15 protein-coding genes are annotated in these 19,191 nt (G+C 52.4%); all 15 read right to left on the bottom strand.

Going from position 1 to position 19,191, the window contains the following annotated elements; translation table 11 throughout:
• Positions 1–79: 79 nt before the first annotated feature.
• Positions 80–1,069, bottom strand: a complete 990-nt coding sequence (locus AO277_RS21995) for a hypothetical protein (RefSeq protein WP_257214245.1) — start codon at positions 1,067–1,069, stop codon at positions 80–82.
• 116 nt (positions 1,070–1,185) lie between these two features.
• Positions 1,186–1,665 (bottom strand): hypothetical protein, encoded by a 480-nt coding sequence (locus tag AO277_RS21990; RefSeq protein ID WP_002552121.1) that lies wholly within the window; start codon positions 1,663–1,665, stop codon positions 1,186–1,188.
• Between the two features lie 211 nt (positions 1,666–1,876).
• The gene (locus AO277_RS21985; RefSeq protein ID WP_180273458.1) at positions 1,877–2,278 is read right to left on the bottom strand and encodes a GtrA family protein; all 402 of its coding nucleotides are present in this window, start codon (positions 2,276–2,278) and stop codon (positions 1,877–1,879) included.
• A gap of 7 nt (positions 2,279–2,285) precedes the next feature.
• Complete coding sequence (locus tag AO277_RS29470; RefSeq protein ID WP_002552122.1) at positions 2,286–3,236, bottom strand: WxcM-like domain-containing protein; 951 nt, start codon at positions 3,234–3,236, stop codon at positions 2,286–2,288.
• Positions 3,223–4,173, bottom strand: coding sequence for a glycosyltransferase family 2 protein (locus tag AO277_RS21975; RefSeq protein WP_002552123.1), 951 nt, complete (start codon positions 4,171–4,173; stop codon positions 3,223–3,225). The genes AO277_RS29470 and AO277_RS21975 overlap by 14 nt, the downstream gene beginning before the upstream one ends.
• Entirely contained in the window at positions 4,170–5,273 is a 1,104-nt protein-coding gene (locus AO277_RS21970; RefSeq protein WP_052834984.1) for a DegT/DnrJ/EryC1/StrS family aminotransferase, read from the bottom strand. The genes AO277_RS21975 and AO277_RS21970 overlap by 4 nt, the downstream gene beginning before the upstream one ends.
• Before the next feature lie 14 nt (positions 5,274–5,287).
• Complete coding sequence (locus AO277_RS21965) at positions 5,288–7,165, bottom strand: glycosyltransferase family 39 protein (protein ID WP_044318833.1); 1,878 nt, start codon at positions 7,163–7,165, stop codon at positions 5,288–5,290.
• A gap of 63 nt (positions 7,166–7,228) precedes the next feature.
• The gene (locus tag AO277_RS21960) at positions 7,229–11,860 is read right to left on the bottom strand and encodes a glycosyltransferase (protein WP_044318834.1); all 4,632 of its coding nucleotides are present in this window, start codon (positions 11,858–11,860) and stop codon (positions 7,229–7,231) included.
• On the bottom strand, positions 11,853–13,217 hold the full coding sequence (locus tag AO277_RS21955; protein ID WP_002552127.1) for an ABC transporter ATP-binding protein: 1,365 nt from the start codon (positions 13,215–13,217) through the stop codon (positions 11,853–11,855). Before AO277_RS21955 ends, AO277_RS21960 begins: the two co-directional genes overlap by 8 nt.
• Positions 13,207–14,034, bottom strand: a complete 828-nt coding sequence (locus tag AO277_RS21950) for an ABC transporter permease (RefSeq protein ID WP_002552128.1) — start codon at positions 14,032–14,034, stop codon at positions 13,207–13,209. Before AO277_RS21950 ends, AO277_RS21955 begins: the two co-directional genes overlap by 11 nt.
• Entirely contained in the window at positions 14,034–14,579 is a 546-nt protein-coding gene (rfbC, locus tag AO277_RS21945; RefSeq protein ID WP_002552129.1) for a dTDP-4-dehydrorhamnose 3,5-epimerase, read from the bottom strand. Before rfbC ends, AO277_RS21950 begins: the two co-directional genes overlap by 1 nt.
• A gap of 691 nt (positions 14,580–15,270) precedes the next feature.
• Positions 15,271–16,182: a glycosyltransferase gene (locus AO277_RS21940; RefSeq protein ID WP_044318835.1), complete on the bottom strand. Its 912-nt coding sequence runs from the start codon at positions 16,180–16,182 to the stop codon at positions 15,271–15,273.
• A gap of 41 nt (positions 16,183–16,223) precedes the next feature.
• Positions 16,224–17,114: a glucose-1-phosphate thymidylyltransferase RfbA gene (rfbA, locus tag AO277_RS21935; protein ID WP_002552131.1), complete on the bottom strand. Its 891-nt coding sequence runs from the start codon at positions 17,112–17,114 to the stop codon at positions 16,224–16,226.
• The gene (gene rfbD / locus AO277_RS21930; protein WP_002552132.1) at positions 17,111–18,016 is read right to left on the bottom strand and encodes a dTDP-4-dehydrorhamnose reductase; all 906 of its coding nucleotides are present in this window, start codon (positions 18,014–18,016) and stop codon (positions 17,111–17,113) included. Before rfbD ends, rfbA begins: the two co-directional genes overlap by 4 nt.
• The gene (rfbB, locus tag AO277_RS21925; RefSeq protein ID WP_002552133.1) at positions 18,016–19,089 is read right to left on the bottom strand and encodes a dTDP-glucose 4,6-dehydratase; all 1,074 of its coding nucleotides are present in this window, start codon (positions 19,087–19,089) and stop codon (positions 18,016–18,018) included. Before rfbB ends, rfbD begins: the two co-directional genes overlap by 1 nt.
• Between the last annotated feature and the right edge of the window lie 102 nt (positions 19,090–19,191).

Here is a 19,191-nt window from a genome sequence, read left to right as displayed (position 1 = left end):
TCGGCGAAGGTCATTTGATTCATCATCGAAAAGCTCGGCGATTGGTGCCCGGAGATTTTGCCAAATCAGGAAGTCTTTTTCAGGATTTCCCTAGAGTAATAAAGATACCCAAGAGTAAAGGGTATATTCCCTGTGCGAGATGTCCCACGTCTGCTCGGGCGAAGGCATAGTGAGCATAAGGCAGCGTTGCGCAGGCAACGGCCACAAGTCCTGGAGGCACAGCGCGCCCCTTGATTCGCTCTTTGAATACCCACGCCAGTGCACCACTTCCAAATACTATCAACCCCATGAAGCACAGCCCGATCAGGAACCATCTTGTTTCGATGACGGCTCCGGCAGTACCAAAACCCACCGTCCAGGGCCAAGGTATCGGAAGAGGTAAGTTCGTATTACCCTGCTCAAGCATGAAAACAATCGTATCGATGAACGCTGTAAAGTAGCCTGGTATAAAAAGGCACATGGCTAATACGGGAAGATAGCCAACTACTACACCCGCGGCCCAAGCCGCAGCGCCAGTCAAGCGGTTCTCGGGCGTCGGTGATTTAATTGCCAGCCAACCCATGGCTATCAGACTTGCCACAGCGGCATACACACCGTGGTTACGGCCGAACACGGCAGCGAGGCCGACGATGGCGCCGAGAAAAAAATAACGTTTTGTGTAAGGACTCAACAGCAGATAAGTTAGGCTGGCGACTATGATCATCGAGAGGGACATGTCAATGATCTTATGCCGCGGATACATCCAGGCCATGAGTGTGATAGCCGCGATGCACAGATAAGCAAGTCTTCTTGTCGTGTTAGATCTTAGCGCGATGGAAATTGTCCAGAGCCCTGCATAGACACCTAGCAGTTGAAACACTGCAACGGCTGCACGCAGGGCTACGATGCCTGTGTCACCCATAAGCGCAAAGAATCCCGCGGACCAGTAGTAGCGACCTGGGTCATAGGCCATGAAATCTCGAACTAGTACTTCTCCTTTGATGATCTGTTGAGCGCCGTACCACAGGTACCCTTCATCCCAAAGGTTAAATCCATCATGGCCCTGCCACAGAAAATTCCCCCACGACAAAAGTAGCCGATATCAATAGCAGCATAAAGCTGTTTAGGGTTCGCTCTTTTGTTGCATTGTCCATAGTTTTCGGCCTTGAAGGTATAGCTGTCGTAAGGAGGCGAAGTGCTTTCTGGTTATTTGATGACTAGCAAGACTTTAGATTGACATAGGCTAGACGAGTTTTCTCCTGGTATTTCTAAAACCACGCTGTAGCCGCCTGATTCAAATGAAGACAGGTCTGCTTTGAATGAGAATCCGGACTTCAGAAGTTTATCGTTTTTGAATGCCTTTACCAAATCGGGACGATCAATAATGATCGGGTCTTTGAACGTGTCGGGAGCGCCTTTGTAGCCCGTCAGGCGGAGCCTGATTTCTTTGGGGGCTTCATTTTTTAATGGGTCGAAAGCCCACCCATTAAATTCAACCACTTCTCGATTGACGTAGATGCTCGCCCCTGTTTTTCCCGCGATCGAATCAATATTGCATTTGTCGAATGAATAGTGAGTGACTTTGGCATTTGGCGAGCTTGATGCATTATCCGATTTCTTATCACACCCAGAGATGATGGCTGATAGAAGGGTAAGAAAACAGATGGCCGTAAGGGTTTTGTACATGGTTTTTCCTTAGAGATATAGGGGTTGGAGTATGGGTTTATAAACGAGCCAACTTTTTTGCACATCTCGAATCCTGAACGGCCAATCCAAAGCAGTTGGTGCTTCTCCCTTGGGCATTGGCAGCAGTGTAGACGCATCAAGGTTTTATGGGGTTGCACGCTCTTCAAGGTGAAATACAGAGTGTGTGGGATCTACGTTTAGAAGACTTGCACTATCGTGACGCGGGTCCGGCTGAAAAGGCAAGTTTTGAAAGGATAAACGTAACGGGAAGTGTCAGTGCTATCGCTGCCAATGGTGCCAGCCTTGCATCCAGTTTAAGTTGTTCGACCCAGCCCCAAAGTATGGCCAGGCTCAAGCAATACTGGAAAGCGTATATAAGCGGCAATAGAATGACTGAACGCAGTCCCTGATGGCTCTTGAACACAAAAAAACGATTCATAATATAGGCTAGTAATATTCCAGACACATAAGAAATCGTATAGCTTATGTTGTAGGATAGGAACATTAACAGAACAAGATAGAGTCCGTATGTCAGGGCGGTGTTGAAACCGCCTGACATCAGGAATCGGGCAAAATCCTGTTTTAAGAATTTTGAAAAAGCCTGATTCATCATCGTGCTATTATTCAGCGTTTGCGATGAGGGTTTTAAATTCTTCGTAATTACGAATGTAGTCCCCTGCATCATAGTAATGTGAAGCAAATACTAACAGCACAGCATCCTGAGAGTAGCGATACTGAATACCCCATGTCATCGGCGGCAGGTGGATGCCCTGATTCGGCTTGTCGAGAATAAACTCTTCACGATTGACACCATCATCCGCTACAACATGAACAGAGCCCTTTACGGCAACCAGAAACTGGTGACAGAGACGGTGCGCGTGCTCGCCTCGGGTCTCGGCAGTCGGCACATCGTACACAAGAAAGTAACGCTCGGACTTGAAGGGCACCGATCGCTCGAATTCGCCCGCCGACAGACTACCGCGAATATCTGCCACTTCATTCATGGTGTGCAGGGTAACGTTTTTCACCGACGTGGCAGTTACGCCTGGCGCGACTTTTTCCGGACGTGTTTCGCTACTGGCATTGACAGGTTTGGCGTCCACGTAACCAATGATCTTGGCCGGATTGCCCACGACTATCGCATTGGGTGGTACAGAGCGTGTTACTACAGCGCCTGCACCGACCATGGCGTTGATGCCGATGGTGATACCCGGAAGAATCGTGCAGTTAGCGCCCAGTGAGGCACCTTTTCTGATGATGGTTCGGGCGAAACTCTGTGGATAGACCTTGCTGCGTGGGAACAGGTCATTGGTAAATGTGGCGTTAGGGCCGATGAAGACATCGTCTTCAATGGTGATGCCGTCCCATACCTGTACGCCGCATTTCAACGTCACCCGATCGCCGATGATAACGTCGTTCTCAATGAAAACGTTGTCACAGACGTTGCACTCACTACCAAGGCTTGCGCCTGGCAGGATATGCGCGAACGCCCACACTCGCGAATCTTTCCCGATATTCTCGGACTCGCACAGCGCGTGGCTGTGAACAAAGAAATCCTTACCGCTGCTCATGTGTTTCTCCAAATCCCTCGATCCGCATCGGGATAGCCAAGGGTCTATTCTTTGTATTTTCGTATGTGCGCCATGCATAAGAGCCGACGATTCCCAATCCCAGCAGGTTTAAACAGCCGAGGAAGGTAATGGCCAGCATGATCATTGCGTAGCCGGGTACTTCAATCCTGCCTTCAAGCTTGGCGATCAGTGTGAATACACCGAACAGTGCCGCAAATGTAGAGCCGAACGCGCCGACGCGGGTCAATATACGAATAGGCATATCCGTGAAGGAGAATACGCTGTCCATCAGGTAATTGACTTTTTTACGCAATGTCCACGCAGAAGTACCGTGGACCCGTTCCTGTCGGGTATAAGTGACTACCTCGCGGCGATAGCCCATCCAGAATATCTGTGCGATGAGAGAGCTGTGACGCTCTTCAAGGGTCAGCAGAGTATCCCGAAAAGCCTTGTTGCAGGCGAACATATCGACGCCGCCTGGCGGGATTTCAGGAATGACATAGCGACGATAAAAGCCCCAGAAAATCTTTGACGCCGTACGTGTTGCCCATGGGTCCTGACGACCTTCACGTACACCAACCACAACGTCGATATCGCCGCGCATCAGTACCGTGTTCATTTCCAGAACCAGTTCTGGCGGCTCCTGAAGATCTGCAGCCATTACCGCAAAACGGTCGCCAGTGCCATGCTGCAAACCCGTACGGATCGCCATGAATGATCCAAAGTTTCTGGACAGCAGGATCAGCTTGGACTTGAACGATTGTGACGGCAGTTGTTCCCTGAGTATTTCGTAACAGCGATCAGGGCTGCCGTCCACAACGAACACGACCTCCAGATCGTGTCCTAGCTGCTTATCAAGCGCCGTCACAGCAACGAGCAAGTCGGGCAGATTGCTCTCATTACGATAGACGGGAATGACCAACGTCAGCAAAATCATATCTCCTTGGAAAAGTGCGCAGTGACCGCAGCGATGACGCGATTGACTTCTTCATCGGTCAGGCCAGGGAAGCAGGGCAGGGAGATGACGGTATCGCATGTACGCTCGGTTACGTCCAGAGCCACGGACGGAACCACCGAGTAAGCCGGCTGCTTATGGTCGGCAATCGGATAGTGGATATCAGTGCTGACGGACTTCTCTTTGAGCGCAGCAGCCAGAGCAGTCCGATTTTTCGCGCGAATCACATAAAGATGTGCAACGTAGTCTTCCGATACTGAGGCTGGAAGTTCAATATCGAGCCCGGCGAAGGCTTCATTGTAGCGCTTGGCGATCGAGCGACGCTGCTCGTTCCAAGTATCCAGATGCGGCAACTTGATGCGCAGAATTGCGGCTTGCATCTCGTCGAGCCGGCTGTTGCGACCGCCTGGGATGGCAATGCGATACTTCTGGTCCCAGCCGTACTGGCGAAGCTGCCGAATGCGTGCTGCAAGAGCGTCATCACCGGTAACCACTGCGCCGCCGTCACCGAGAGCACCCAGGTTTTTAGTCGGGTAGAAGCTGAAGCAAGCAATTGTGCCGAAGCTACCAGCCTGCTTACCATTGCGTCGCGCGCCATGGGATTGTGCGCAGTCTTCAAGAACAGGAATACCGGCGGCAGAGGCGATCTTAACAATCTCTTCAATGTTTGCCAGTTGGCCGTACAAGTGCGTGACAATAATAGCCGCCGGCTTTTCCTTGGCAATCACTGCTTCCAGAGAGTTTTTGCACAGAGTCAACGTTGCTGGATCGACATCCGCATACACAGGAGTCGCGCCAACTGCATGAATAGCGGTGCTGCCGTAGAAGCCGGCGTTTGCTACGGCGACAACATGGTCACCCACTTGAACGCCCAGACCCTTGAGGGCAAGTTCCAGTGCATCAGAGCCGTTCGCCACGCTGATGCAATGTTGCACGCCTACGTAGGCAGCGAATTCTTCTTCGAACAGCTTTACTTCATTGCCTAAAACGTACCAGTGGCTGTCTAGCACGGCCTTCAGCGGCGTGGCGAAATCAAGTCCAGCGTTAGCTTTGATGGCCGAGAAAAGCGGAATATTTTCCATTGGGATTTCCATGATCAGTGAGACAAACGGCTGATGAATTCGCAGACATCAGGCATTGTAAAAATTTTGAAGGTCGAGGTGACAGTATAAAGTTTCAGGTCGCATTTGTCGGGAGGCAAGGCTGCGGGAATAATGCCTTCATAGCCGCTGCGAAGGGCCGTCTTGTCAGGCAGCGCGCTGGCGACATCTGGCCGCTTGATCTCTATCCTGATTGCACCGACAACTTTTCCGCCCTCTACAGCGACGACGTATTCCGGCGAACCTTCAGATGCCGGCGGCACACTCCAGCCTCTCAGCAGCCAACCGTCAGACGTCTTTCTAACTTCGTCGATGGTGCCCGCCGCGGCAGACTGTCCGAACGGATTCTTGATGAAAAACTCGCCGTTGGTAACCGCCAAACGTTCTGTCAACTGCGTGGCACTCAGGGTATCAGTATTCGAACTTCTACCCGCACCGCTTGCCAGAACTGCTTCTGTGACTGTTTTGCCAATGGCTGATTTCTGAATGTTCTTTGAACTCAGCGTGTTTTCATTCCAGGCAACCATGTTCGTCCACGCCATCCATGCCGCCACTACGATTAGCCATTTCAGGTGAAAACGGCTTGACCTGACATCTCTTGCAGACGACGCAGAGTTTTTGGCGCGAGCGTGGCTCATTGTGGCAAATGCTTTGAGCAAGGCCAGAAACGGAATCGTGACGAACAGATACCGACCTTGCGGTTGAGGCAAAGAATTCTGCGATGCAACCAGACTGAGCAGGGTGATCGAAGGGAATAAGCCCAACATCATGACCAGTGGCAGCAGATAATTCAGTAGAAATATCCGCTTCTTATCACGTGAATATAAGCGCGCCGTCTGGATTATGGCTGCTGTCACGAGCAAAATAAATAATAGCGCCGCGCCCATATAATAGGTCGACGGTAAAAATATGCTCATCCAGCCGGTAGTTGAAAAATAGCTCGTTAGCGTAAGGCTGAGCCACGGAAGGACATTTTCCATATTGAACAGATGCCCGGAGCACCCGATGTAACATGTTCCGAAACCCGCAGCAGGGTTGTTCTTGTGCAAGGCAACGAAGTCAATCTGACCGGATATCCCTGATATCTCACCATACTTCATGAAGGTGACAAGCAGCATGGGCACGGAAACGATAGCCGCAACGATTACCATCGTCGGGAGATGGCGTCTCAGGCTCTTGCCACCCCAAAGGTGATGTGCGACAAGCATGACCACGACGAAGACCAAAGCGGGCAGCAAGTAGAGCTTTGCCAGGAACATCAGGCCGATTGCACCGCCCAGGTACAGCGCGGCCAGCTTGCTGGGTGCTTTCAAAAAGCCTAGAAGCGCACTGATCAGCAGCGCCACACTCATCAGCCCGAATGCGTCGCTGTTGAAATATGAAAAGACAAAAGAAACCTGAGGAATAAGGGCTATAACAAGCGCTGCAAGGGCTGCAGCTTTTTTTGGCATTCCAGCGCGATGCGCAATACGGAACAAGGTGCAAATAAATACTGCGCCCAGTATCCAGTTAAAACATCTTGCAGCCAGGTAACCCAGTTCGCCAGGTAACATCCAGCCTAAGCCGTAAGAAGTAGCCAGTGCGCCTAAGACATGGGGGAAGGGCAGGCCGTGGTACCAGAACTCGCCATGTTGCCAAGTATATCCCGAGATCGTTCCAGTGAACGCTTGAGCCGGCTCCGTAGCGCCCGGCAGCGAATGGAACGTTTTCAGGTATTCCAGCAAAAAGAAGTGCGTTGACTCATCAGGTGCACCATTAAAGGCAATTCCCGCCGACCAAACCGCCAGAAGGATGAAATAGGTAATGGCCAGCACTCGTTGGTAACGAGTGCTGGACCAGCCTGTTTGATGATCTGAATGATTAGTTTCAAACACGGGCGACCCTTAAGGCTGCAGAAAATGTCACAGCGCTGTATTGAGTGTTTTTGGCAACTGCGATCAATTTTTGAACCTTGGAGGCCAAGCCAGACCGAAATCTTCGTGATCAAGGGTTAAGTTCGGGCTATAGGCGTAATCCACCTGGATGTTCGGCCAGCGATTTTTGATGTAGCGAATCTCATGCCCAAATCGTTCCTGTTTCTGAGGCGTGTCCTCTAGACCGCGCGTCGCCGATTCATGGTGGTACAACTCAGAGAAAGGTGTCCAGACATTGAGATACCCTGCTTCCTGAACCCGTAAGCAGAAGTCCACATCATTGAATGCTATCTTCAAATGCTGCTCATCTAGCCCGCCTACCTCATCAAAAGTTGACTTTTTAATGATCAGGCATGCGGCCGTGACCGCCGAGAACTCCTGAATTAGCTCCGCTCTACAGAAATAGCCATGTGCACCTTTTGGAAGATACTTGTGTGCATGGCCGGCAACACCACCTATGCCCACCACAACACCACCATGTTGTAGTCTGTTGTCTGGGTACCAAAGCCTTGCGCCTACCGCTCCTACCTTCGGCTGCAACGCAATGGACACCATCTCGCTGAGCCAATCAGGTGTAATCACCTCAATATCGTTGTTGATGAGACCAATCAACTCACCTTTGGCGATACGCACAGCTCCGTTATTGAGAGCAGAGTAGTTAAACGGTCCATCATCTCGAAGTACGCGAATATTTTCTTCCTGATCGATTTGAGCAAAGTACTCCAGCGATTCGGGATCGTCAGAGCCGTTATCAATCAGAATGATTTCGTAATTTTTGTACGTCGTCAGGCTTTTGATGCTGTCGATACACTGCTTGACCAATGCGTGAGCATTCCTTGTCGGTATGACAAGTGTCACAAGAGGCAGCGTTGTCGGCAGGTTGTAGTGCACCCGGTACTGACCGGTAGGTAGCAACTCTGTCGAGCCAATCCGACCTTGACGTTCCAAATGCTCATCTAGAGCTTTAACGCCCGCCAATGCAGCATAAGGTTTTTCGTCGCCAGCCATCGCTGTACTGCCAGCGTGTATACGCCAGTGATAAAGCACGCGAGGAATGTGAATAATCTGGTCGCGCTTGAGTTTTTCTATGCAACGTAAGGCCAGGTCATAATCCTGAGCACCTTCGAAGCCTACCCGGAACTGCCCTACCTCGTTGACGAGATCACGACGATAGGCTCCGAGGTGACAAATCATATTTTGCGAACGAAACAGGAACTCGTTCCAGTCTGATTTGAAGTAGGGCGAGCTACGGTTGCCTTCGGTGTCAATCTTGTCCTCGTCCGAGTAAATCAATCCTGCATCCGGGTTTTCGCGAATGGTGCGAGCAATCCAGTAAAGCGCATGAGCAGGGAGAAGGTCATCATTGTCCATTAACGCAACAAAAAGACCTTTAGCGACGCCCAGTGCCGAGTTGCTGGCCTGCGAGATGTGACCATTGCTGCCACGGAAAACAACTTTGATGCGCTTGTCTTGCGCCTTCAAAGATTTCAGGTACTCGATCACCGCAGGATTTGTCGATGCATCGTCAGCGAGGCATAGCTCCCAATTGGTATAGAGCTGCGAGCGCACGCTGTCCACTGCTTCACGCAGAAGATCCAGTGGTGGGTTATACACCGGCATGATGATGGAAATGAGCGGGTACTCAATCCAGCGATTCATGTGCTCGTTGATACGATTGATTTCGGCTTCGCCCAACGTGTCGTAATATTGGACCCATCGAGAATAATCGTGTCGATCGGGCACTTCACGCGTCTCGCTTCCGACGAACGCATGCTGAGCTTCACCTTGAACCCAGCGAGCCTGTGCGATGACACCTGCGAGTCCCCTGAGACGCCAGACTTGGTAGGCCTTCTTTGCTGTACTGGAAATTCCGCCTCCTCGCTGAACAATCAGTGGAATCGACGAGGCAAGACGTTTTGCACGGAAAAATGACCTGGTTATCTTCCTCAGCGGGGCAGTGGCTTTCCAACTGTACGAAGATTGCATCGCGATGATATGCAGGTTCAGGTTGTGAACATGCGTATCTTTGTCTACAAGTGCCAGACGGTGATTTTCCTGAGCTGCCAAAATCGCAATTTCAAGCTCTGTTAACTTGGCCTTATGCTTCTCTTGCGCCTCTCGGGTAGCGGCATCAATATCCGCTAGGGCCTGACGGTGCTCTGCCTGAATCTGAAGGTTTGCCGCTTCAAGATTTTCCATAGCAATACGGTGGTTTTCTTGAATCGCCAGATTTGCAGCCTCCCGTTCCTCCAGCGCGACTCGATGGTTTTCTTGAGAGGCAAGCTGTGCAGCTTCGAACTCTTCAAGAGCCAATCTGTGATGCTCCTTGGCCGCTTGGTGCGCAGCTTCGAGCTCTTCGAGTGCTAACAGATGCTTGTTTTGCACGGCCAGATTCTCAGCCTTGAGCTCTTCCAGAGCCAGGCGATGATTTTCCTCTATCGCAAGGTTCGCTACCTCGACGGCGTCTAAAGCTGAGCGGTCTTTAAGATTCAATTCCGATATAGACCCAAGCGCTAGCTTGAACTCCTCTTCCTGTTGAAGGAGTCGCCCAGCGACCTGACCTTCAGTGAATAAAGTGAACGTAATCTGTATTTTGAACGACTTCCCCGCTAATAGCGAATTGAGATCAATGGGAAGCACAAGGTGCGGGTCATTGTCCAATGACATAAACATTGTACTGTCGTTCAGGTCATTAACGAATGTGGTCGTGCCCGCAGATTCGAGAGGTGCACTGGCACTGTCACGCCACGACCATACTTCCGAATTGGCGTTATAAATAGCAATTGCGTCTACCGAAAAGGACTGACGAATATTGGTTGGGTCAAAACGAAGTGCCGCGCATCGGTAGGTCGCTGGGACTGTGAACACTAAGGTCTGGCGCCCATCGTGTACAAATTGACTGATCGTCCGCTCTTCTTTGAAGTCGCCCGCTGCATCACCTATATACAGCGTCGCCAGTCTAGGTGTCTTGTCTCCCAAGGCCCCCATTTTCTGAATGGTCGCTTCGGGTGACCAATTAAGAAAGCTCACAGCTTCACGGCCAGTGACTTTTTCTTGGAACATGGCCTCTAGTAGCGCATAGCGGTTCAGCGCTTGCTCGGTGATTTCAAGGCCCGCACTGCCAATCAACTCAACAATAAAATCACGCCTGTTAATCATGGTCGTGCTTGGGTGAAAGGGGACTTTATTCGCTATCAGCAGCAGCAGACCCCGCATTAGCAGATGACCGAGTTCGACGCCTCCCTTCATTTCCCATTCGATATCTATGAGATGTGGGTTGCCTTCACTGTCAATAATGATGTTTTGTGCAACTGCGTCAATATAATGGCCCGGTAAAAAAACGTCTACACTGTCCAGTTCGGTAGTACTGCCTTCAGTGGCCAAGAGCTGGCTTAGGCAATTTAGATAGGTCTTCAGAAAAGGGGTAAACGTTTCAACTGTCCAGTCTTCGGTTGTTGAGGCTTCAAGAAATTGCAGGCTGAGCAAATTGCCTTTTGCGTAGCCATGCGCTGCAGGAAGGATGAATCTGAATGGGTCATCCAGGCCGTCTGCTGCTTCAATAGTGCTGAGACGTTGGTATTGAACTTCAATGCCTGCAGGGGTGTCGACGAAAACCGCTGCCTTGCAGTACTCTGCATTGCGCCCTGTACTGTAGTGATACGCTAGGACATTGCTGGGGACTGCGTCGTACGGCTGGCATGAAGCGACGACCATAAACGAATTCGCGAGGTCCATGCCCAGATGATTCTCGATCACCACCGGCCAGGCTTTTTCAAGATTAAATGTGGTGTTCGAGGGTAACTGTGGATCTTTCCGAGTGTTCTGGCAGGCCAATGCAGCAGCGTCGAAATTATTGGCTTTGAAACCGTTTTCTGTGATCAGAGAATTGGGGATCTTGTAGTCCGGATAAGGAGATAGAAAGCTTGATGATGCAAAGCCAGCGAGGGCTATTAACTCATCCAGACCTTTGCGGCCAAATGTCTTAGGTTGGCGGCCTACATACCGGCCCTCAATACCGTACATAGCGACACCCACGTGATCCTCTGGCGCGCCGGCAAAATATTTGAGGCCAAGTTGGTTCTCAATGGCAATAAACAGATGTCCGTCAGGTTTGAGCAGCTTTTTAACTCGTTTCAGCATTCCCAGTGCAGGATCTTCATCATTGCTGAACATGCTGGCGTATTCGAGTACGCCGATGAGCGTTACTACGTCAAATTGCTGATCAATCTTCAGGTCATCGAATCGTTCAGCAAGCACCGTGACGTTATCCAGATCACGTGTTCTGCTCGCCGCGATTGCAGCTCGGCGTGGGCTACCTTCCAGCGCGAGCACGTCAGCACCCGCTTCGCCGAGGTAGCGGCTGATCGCACCGCAACCCGCGCCGATTTCGAGAACTGATTTACCTTTCAGAAGATGCTCGAACGGGCGAAAGATATTTCCGCGGGTGGAACTAAGGTGATAGAGCTTTGGCCAGTCGGTACAGTAGTGCGGAAGCTCGCTCGACAGCACGGAGACATCGCTTGCGTCACGAACGATCTTCGCCAGCTCATTTTCCGAGCTATCGCCGTCACTGTAGGCAATGCCCTGATAATCAGTCCGCACCCATACAGATGTGTCTGTATCACGGAGGTATCCATATCTATCAAGCTCAAACATCAACACGTACCGGTTCAATTTCCATAGAGGCACCCAGGTCTATCAAACCCAGAAGCTTTGGAGTGGGTTCTACAACGAAATGTATCGAATCATAGCGCCGGTCGTGAGGCACGATGTCTTCGCTTTGCCGAGAGGCGATACCGATGGAGATGAAGTAATCACCGGTCGCGAGCGCGTTTCTGAATTTCACACGCGCTTTTGCCTGTTTGCCAGCGCTGCCTATCAGGCCTGTGCCTTCGCAATCCTGCATGTAAGAGTTGGTGCCGTATACGGTGACACCCTCTTTGGTCTTGATCGTAAAGCCGATAATCGGGTTGACCACTGTACGATTGAAGTGCAAGGCCAGATCAAGAACGATTTCCTCGCCCGATTCAACGCTGTTGGGGAACTCCCTTCCCGATGCATTCATATGGAAGTCGAGCAGTGTTGCAGCTCCATCCCCCCAACGGTACTCATGAGGGTTGTAACCAGGCCTGCTCGCGTACACGTCTTCATCAAAACGCAACGCTATCTTGTCGGTTTCGACTGGGGCGGTTTCCACTCGCTCGGCTTCGGCGAGGTCCAGACTCTTGTCGGTGATAGGGCTCTTCTCACGCCCGAACAGAAGGTCCGTGTAGCGATTGATGACCGGGCGCGATTCGCCAATCATCTCGATCCTGCTCTTTTCCAGCAAAATAGCGCGATTACAGTGAGTGACCACTTGCTCGCTGGAGTGCGTGACGAGCAGGATGCTGGTGCCATTTTCTTTCAACTGCCTGAGGCGCTCGAAGCACTTGGCCTGAAATCGTGCATCGCCAACGGAAAGTGCTTCGTCCACTACAAGGATTTCCGGGTCGACCTGGGCCTGGACCGCAAATGCCAGGCGCACGGCCATGCCGCTTGAGTAGGATTTGACCGGCTGATCAAGGAACTCGCCAATATCGGCAAAGCCGGCGATCGCGTCAAAGCGCTCGTCTACTTCGTCACGCGTCAGTCCAAGCACTGCGGCGTTCAGATAAACGTTTTCACGGCCGGTAAACTCGGGGTTGAAGCCCGAACCTAGTTCTAGCAAGGCCGCTACCCGGCCGCGCGTATGAATCTCGCCGACAGTCGGGTTCAATGTTCCGCAGATGATCTGCAGCAAGGTTGACTTGCCTGAACCATTGCGGCCCACGATCCCGACTGTTTCGCCTTTGCCGACGTCGAAGCTGACGTCGCGCAGGGCCCAGAACTCCTTGCCATAGGTAGTGGTCGGCTGCCCTGACCAACGCTGAATTCTAGGCACCAAGGCTTGTTTCAAGCGGTCGTGGGGCTTGTCGTATGTGTAAAAACACTTCGAGACGTTTTGTACGCTGATAACCGGTTGATCAGATGACATCAGCGAATCCTTTACGTGTTTTTTGGAAAAACCAGAACCCCATGACAGCAATTACTGCGCCAATCAAGATGGCGAGACCCAGGCTGTCCCAATGCGGGAGGTTGCCGAACAGCAGTACGCTACGGCTCTCTTCGATAATGTAGGTGAGCGGGTTCATCTGCAGCCAAGGGCGATAGACTTCAGGAAGCGCCGCCACCGGGTAAAGAACCGGCGACAGAAACAGCAGAACGGTTGTCAGAACCGTAATGACCTGCGCGACGTCGCGCAAGTACACACCCAGGGATGCGAGAAACCAGCTGATCCCCAGCGTGCCAAGAATGAGCGGCACCAGAATCAGCGGAAACAACAGCGCCGTCCAGAAAAGCGTGTGCGAGATCAACAGTTGTGCGATCACCAGCACAATAAGGCTGATGCAGCTGTGGAAGAGCGCCGAACCCAAGGTGATAACCGGCAAAATCTCCAGAGGAAACACCACCTTCTTGACGTAATTGCTGTTACTCATCACCAAAGAAGGTGCTCTGTTCGCACACTCTGCAAACAACCCATGCACGATCATCCCGACGAACAACAGAATAGCGAAGCCACCTTTGCCGGTGTCGACTCCAACCCAACGCGCACTAAAGATTTCGGAGAATACGAAGGTATATACCGCCAGCATCAATACCGGATTAAAGAATGACCAAGCCAAGCCCATCACTGAGCCGCGGTAGCGGCCAATGACTTCTCGCTTGGTCATTTGCGAGATCAATGAGCGGTTGGTCCATAGACTGCTGACTAGCCGCAAAGGGCCCGCAGAAGGAGTTTTATGAGGGTTCATTAAGCGAACACCTCGGCGTCTTCGAATACGACGGCTTTCTGATCTTTGGCGGACAGGGAGGGCGCTTCGCTGAATGGCCAGTCTATGCCCACGGTGACGTCGTTCCAGGCGAGGCTGCGCTCATGTTCAGGCGCCCAGTAATCGGTGGTCTTGTAAAGGAACTCGGCGCTTTCGGACAGTACGACGAAGCCGTGGGCAAAGCCTTCCGGAATCCACAGTTGTTTTTTGTTTTCGGCGGTAAGATGCAGTCCCACCCATTTGCCGAAAGTTGGGGAGCTCTTGCGCAGGTCGACCGCAACGTCAAAGACTTCTCCAGCGGTGACTCGGACAAGCTTGCCCTGTGGTTGTTGAATTTGGTAATGCAAACCGCGAAGAACGCCCTTCACCGAACGCGAGTGATTGTCCTGAACGAACGTTACAGGCCGCCCAACGACCTCTTCGAATGCCTTCTGGTTGAAGCTTTCAAAGAAAAAACCGCGATCGTCGCCGAAAACCTTTGGCTCGAATACGATGACGTCTGGAATGGCGAGGCGTGTTGCATTCATAGGTAACGTATCTCCGGGATGCTCATCAGGGTCTGCTCATAAGGCCCTGGCTGGGGCAGGCGTGTGTTAAAAATCGCCTGCGCCATGGAATTTGATTGCGCCATTAAAACGCGCTTTACGACATCGAGGCTCATGGGCGTCGAGTGCGCCATAGACTGCCCACCTGGGCGGGAAATGTCTGCGCTGGATAAGGGGGTAGGCCTGTTATTACCGAGGGAGCGGGGCATGCATCGTCTATTTGTAGTTTTCCGACGTAGGTTCCGACGATGAGCAACACGAGGTCTTCATGGCAGGACGGTTTTACGAATTGAAGCACGTCCGGTATCTGAGCTCATGGCCGGGTGGGTGACTCGAGCCTTGTCATCCTTGGTTGGGCGGTACAAGTGACCCCACGTTCCGAGGCTGGTTCCTTTCACCCCGGTTACACTGCCTTCTTTGCGCTTTTGATACCGAAAACAAAGGTCTGCACATTAACATAAGCCGCCGCTGGAGAACATTCGGTGTCCTGCGAAATTAAGTGGTTTCAATGCTGTGAACGATACCCGGCCACGCGGCGGCTAACGACCTCTCTTGCTTTGGGCACAGATGTTGAAAACCAGTATTTTCAGAAGGTTGCGATGCCTGATCACTGGTTTAATCAGGCTATATCGCGCTGCCTGGGCCAGATAGGATACGAGTGGCTAATTGACGGTCAACGCTTGCTTAGCATTGCTGTAAGGCACGCGATAATGAAGAGGATCTTGTCTCTCGGTCTCCTGCGGCATTGCGGTGCCTTGAACGCGAGCTTCAGGAACGACAGCCGCGTACTCACGTGCTTTCCCGCAGGATGCAGTGGGCTGTCTCCGATCAACTGGCCAATCAGCAATACCTGTCCGGCCCACCAGCCGTCAGCAATTTTTTTCAGTCGACTGATGAGTGGAGCAAGTCCGGTATTGGCTCCAACCTGATTGTTGGCATGTTGACGGTAGTCCATGCTGGAAACCGGATCGATATGCCATCGGAAGCCGTGACTGCGGGCAAATGCGTAACAGTACCAGTCATGCAGACTCACAGCCTGAGCTGCATCCCAGTGGGAAAGGAGGGATGACTTGAAGGCATCTGCAAGCCGGCGATTCATCACATAGGTGCAGCCGGGACCGGCAGCTTCGAACAGATAGTCCCATTGAACCTGAGGCTGAGCCTTGTCCAGCAGTACGCGCTGCCCATCCGGCCAGAATGCGGTGACATTGCTTGAATAGGCATCATGATGACCCGGCACCAAAGCCGCTACGGCGCGCTGAAGCTTGTCCCGATCCCAGATATCATCCTGATCGGAGAACGCTATGTAATCGAATGTCGAGAAGTCGACATCCCGGATCAAGCGAAAGAAGTTACGTGACGCTCCGCCAAATCGTCCGGCCGACGGTAGCAGGGAGATATTCGTATGGTGCTGAGCGTAGTCGGCACACCATGCTTCAGTGCCGTCCGTGGAGGTATCGACACTGATGAACACGCTGACGCAGATGTTTGTCTGCGTCAGGATTGAATCAAGTTGCACCTTTATCCACGCCATACCGTTATAGGCTGTCAATAGCACGGCTACCTTGGGAAAAACAGATGACATACTGTTCGCAGCCTTGCGGTATGGGATAGAGGTTTGCAGTCTTAGAACGAGCCCAGATCCAGCAACTTCTGCAGATACTGGCCATACCCGGTCTTCTTCAGCTTCTGAGCCTGTTCACCCAACTGAGCGGCCGTAATCCAGCCGTTGGTGTAAGCGATCTCTTCCAGGCAGGCAACTTTCCAGCCCTGACGCTGCTCGATGGTGTGTACGAAATGGCTCGCTTCCAGCAGCGACTCGTGGGTGCCGGTGTCGAGCCAAGCGAAGCCACGACCGAGAATTTCTACGGTCAGGCTCTTTTGTTCTAGGTAAGCACGGTTCACGTCAGTGATTTCCAGCTCGCCGCGCTCGGAAGGCTTGATATTCTTCGCGATTTCGACAACCTGATTGTCGTAGAAGTACAGGCCGGTTACGGCATAGCTCGACTTCGGCGCTGCAGGCTTTTCTTCAATGCTCAAGGCGCGACCGGTTTCGTCGAACTCTACAACGCCAAAGCGCTCAGGGTCGGAAACGTGGTAACCGAAGACAGTAGCGCCGCTGGTCTGTTGGCTCGCCGAGCGCAGGTTGTCGGAGAAGTGCTGACCGTAAAAGATGTTGTCGCCCAGGATCAGGCAGCAAGGATCTTCACCGATGAACTCTTCGCCGATGATGAATGCTTGTGCCAGGCCATCAGGCGTTGGTTGCTCTGCGTAGGTGAGCTGAATGCCATATTGGCTGCCGTCACCCAGCAACTTGCGGAAGCTCGGTAAGTCTTCTGGTGTGGAGATGATCAGGACTTCACGCATACCTGCCAGCATCAGCACAGACAGAGGGTAGAAAATCATCGGCTTGTCGTAGATAGGCAGCATCTGCTTGGATACGCCAAGGGTAAGCGGGTGCAGACGAGTGCCCGAGCCGCCGGCCAGGATGATGCCTTTACGATTAATGGTGGTCATTTGTTCAGAGTTTCCATGAGCATTCGGGCTACACCACTTTGCCAGTCAGGCAGGTGCAGGGAAAAATTGTGGCGCAGCTTTTCTGTGTTCAGACGCGAATTCAGAGGGCGTTGCGCGGGTGTAGGGTATTCGATCGTGCCAATGGGATTGATCGTTTCTACCGCCAGGGGTTCCCCGTTGGCACGGGCGAAATCAATCACATACTGCGCGTAGGCATGCCATGACACTTCGCCGGCAGGTGCCAAGTTGTAGATGCCACACAGCTCCGGCTTAGCCAGCGTTTGAAGCAGGGCAGCCGTCGCTATGTCGGCCAGCAACTCTGCACCTGTAGGCGCTCCAATCTGATCGGCGATCACATTGAGCGTTGGGCGATCTTTCGCGAGGCGTAACATGGTTTTGGCAAAGTTGTTACCACGTGCCGCGTAAACCCAGCTGGTACGGAAGATCAGGTGCTTGCAGCCTGAGGCAGCTATAAGTTGCTCGCCTTCAAGTTTGGTTGCGCCGTAATAGTTGACCGGCGACACGACATCGCTTTCTTTCCATGCGGTGTTGCCCGAACCGTCGAACACATAGTCGGTCGAGTAATGAACCAATAGCGCGTCCAGCGTGCGAGCTTCTTCTGCCAGGACCTGACTGGCCAAGGCATTGACCCTGTGCGCGAGCTCACGCTCGGTTTCGGCCTTGTCGACAGCGGTATAGGCTGCGGCGTTGACGATAACCTGAGGTTTGACGCTGCGAATGGTATTGCGCAGGCTTTCCAGGTCAGACAGATCGCCACAAAGTTCGCCATAGGCCGTCGATACGGTATGGCGGTCAAGAGCAACTACTTCACCCACTACAGCGAGTGAACGTTGCAACTCCCAACCCACCTGGCCATTTTTGCCCAGCAGAAGAATTTTCATCATTTATCGGCGCGCGCTGTGTAGTTCTTGTCGATCCATTGCTGGTAGCTTCCGCTCTTTACATGAGCAACCCATTCAGGATTATCGAGGTACCACTGTACTGTTTTGCGAATACCCGATTCGAAGCTTTCTTCCGGCGTCCAGCCCAGCTCGCGCTGAATCTTGCTGGCATCGATAGCGTAGCGCAGGTCGTGGCCCGGGCGGTCCTGAACGTAAGTGATCAGGCTGGCGTGCGGACGATGGACTGAATCCGGGCGCAGTTGGTCGAGCAGCGCGCAAACGGTGTTGACCACCTCGATATTCTGTTTCTCGTTGTGGCCACCAATGTTGTAGGTCTCGCCGATCTCGCCTTCGGTCACAACTTTGTACAGTGCGCGGGCATGGTCTTCGACATAGAGCCAGTCACGAACCTGATCGCCTTTTCCATAGATAGGCAGCGGCTTGCCTTCCAGTGCGTTGAGGATGATCAGTGGGATCAGCTTCTCCGGGAAATGGCATGGCCCGTAGTTGTTCGAGCAGTTGGTTACCAGGGTCGGCAGGCCATAGGTGCGGCTCCAGGCGCGTACCAGGTGGTCGGAGCTGGCCTTGCTGGCCGAGTAGGGCGAGCTTGGCTGGTAAGGCGTTGTCTCGGTGAAGAGATCTTCCGGGCCTTCCAGGTCGCCATAAACTTCGTCAGTCGAGATGTGGTGAAAGCGGAAGCTGGCTTTGCGCACTTCGTCCAGCTGGCTCCAGTAGCTACGTGCTGCTTCAAGCAGTACATAGGTGCCTATGATATTGGTCTGGATGAACTCCGACGGACCCGTGATGGAGCGGTCTACGTGCGATTCGGCTGCCAAGTGCATCACAGCGTCAGGCTGGTGCTCTTTGAAAACCCGGTCCAGGTCTTCACGGTTGCAGATGTCCACGTGCTCAAAGGCATAACGCTCGCTTTGATCGGCCGACTGAAGTGATTCAAGATTGCCTGCGTACGTCAGTTTGTCGACATTGACGACTGAGTCGGCTGTATTGGCAATGATGTGCCGAATCACTGCCGAACCGATGAAACCAGCACCGCCTGTTACTAAGATCTTCAAAAGAGTATCTACCTTGGGTTATGACAAGGCTCTGCCCGGTCCGTGGAAACGATCGCTGATCAGTCGCCGTCTTGAAACATCTGCCTGCGTTAAACATGAATG

This window comes from Pseudomonas amygdali (genome assembly GCF_002699855.1).
GTDB classification, from domain to species: Bacteria; Pseudomonadota; Gammaproteobacteria; order Pseudomonadales; family Pseudomonadaceae; genus Aquipseudomonas; species Aquipseudomonas amygdali.
Note: the sequence above shows the minus strand (reverse complement) of the source record. Positions and strands in the feature narration are given on the sequence as shown.

Bases quoted from the DNA above. Each gene is read 5' to 3' on its own strand.
- AO277_RS21985 (WP_180273458.1), bottom strand. From the start codon at position 2,278: ATGATGAATCAGGCTTTTTCAAAATTCTTAAAACAGGATTTTGCCCGA.
- AO277_RS21970 (WP_052834984.1), bottom strand. From the start codon at position 5,273: ATGGAAAATATTCCGCTTTTCTCGGCCATCAAAGCTAACGCTGGACTT.
- rfbD (WP_002552132.1), bottom strand. From the start codon at position 18,016: ATGAAAATTCTTCTGCTGGGCAAAAATGGCCAGGTGGGTTGGGAGTTG.
- AO277_RS21955 (WP_002552127.1), bottom strand. From the start codon at position 13,217: ATGTCATCTGATCAACCGGTTATCAGCGTACAAAACGTCTCGAAGTGT.
- rfbA (WP_002552131.1), bottom strand. From the start codon at position 17,114: ATGACCACCATTAATCGTAAAGGCATCATCCTGGCCGGCGGCTCGGGC.
- rfbC (WP_002552129.1), bottom strand. From the start codon at position 14,579: ATGAATGCAACACGCCTCGCCATTCCAGACGTCATCGTATTCGAGCCA.
- AO277_RS21940 (WP_044318835.1), bottom strand. From the start codon at position 16,182: ATGTCATCTGTTTTTCCCAAGGTAGCCGTGCTATTGACAGCCTATAAC.
- AO277_RS21975 (WP_002552123.1), bottom strand. From the start codon at position 4,173: ATGATTTTGCTGACGTTGGTCATTCCCGTCTATCGTAATGAGAGCAAT.
- AO277_RS21960 (WP_044318834.1), bottom strand. From the start codon at position 11,860: ATGTTTGAGCTTGATAGATATGGATACCTCCGTGATACAGACACATCT.
- AO277_RS29470 (WP_002552122.1), bottom strand. From the start codon at position 3,236: ATGAGCAGCGGTAAGGATTTCTTTGTTCACAGCCACGCGCTGTGCGAG.
- AO277_RS21990 (WP_002552121.1), bottom strand. From the start codon at position 1,665: ATGTACAAAACCCTTACGGCCATCTGTTTTCTTACCCTTCTATCAGCC.
- AO277_RS21950 (WP_002552128.1), bottom strand. From the start codon at position 14,034: ATGAACCCTCATAAAACTCCTTCTGCGGGCCCTTTGCGGCTAGTCAGC.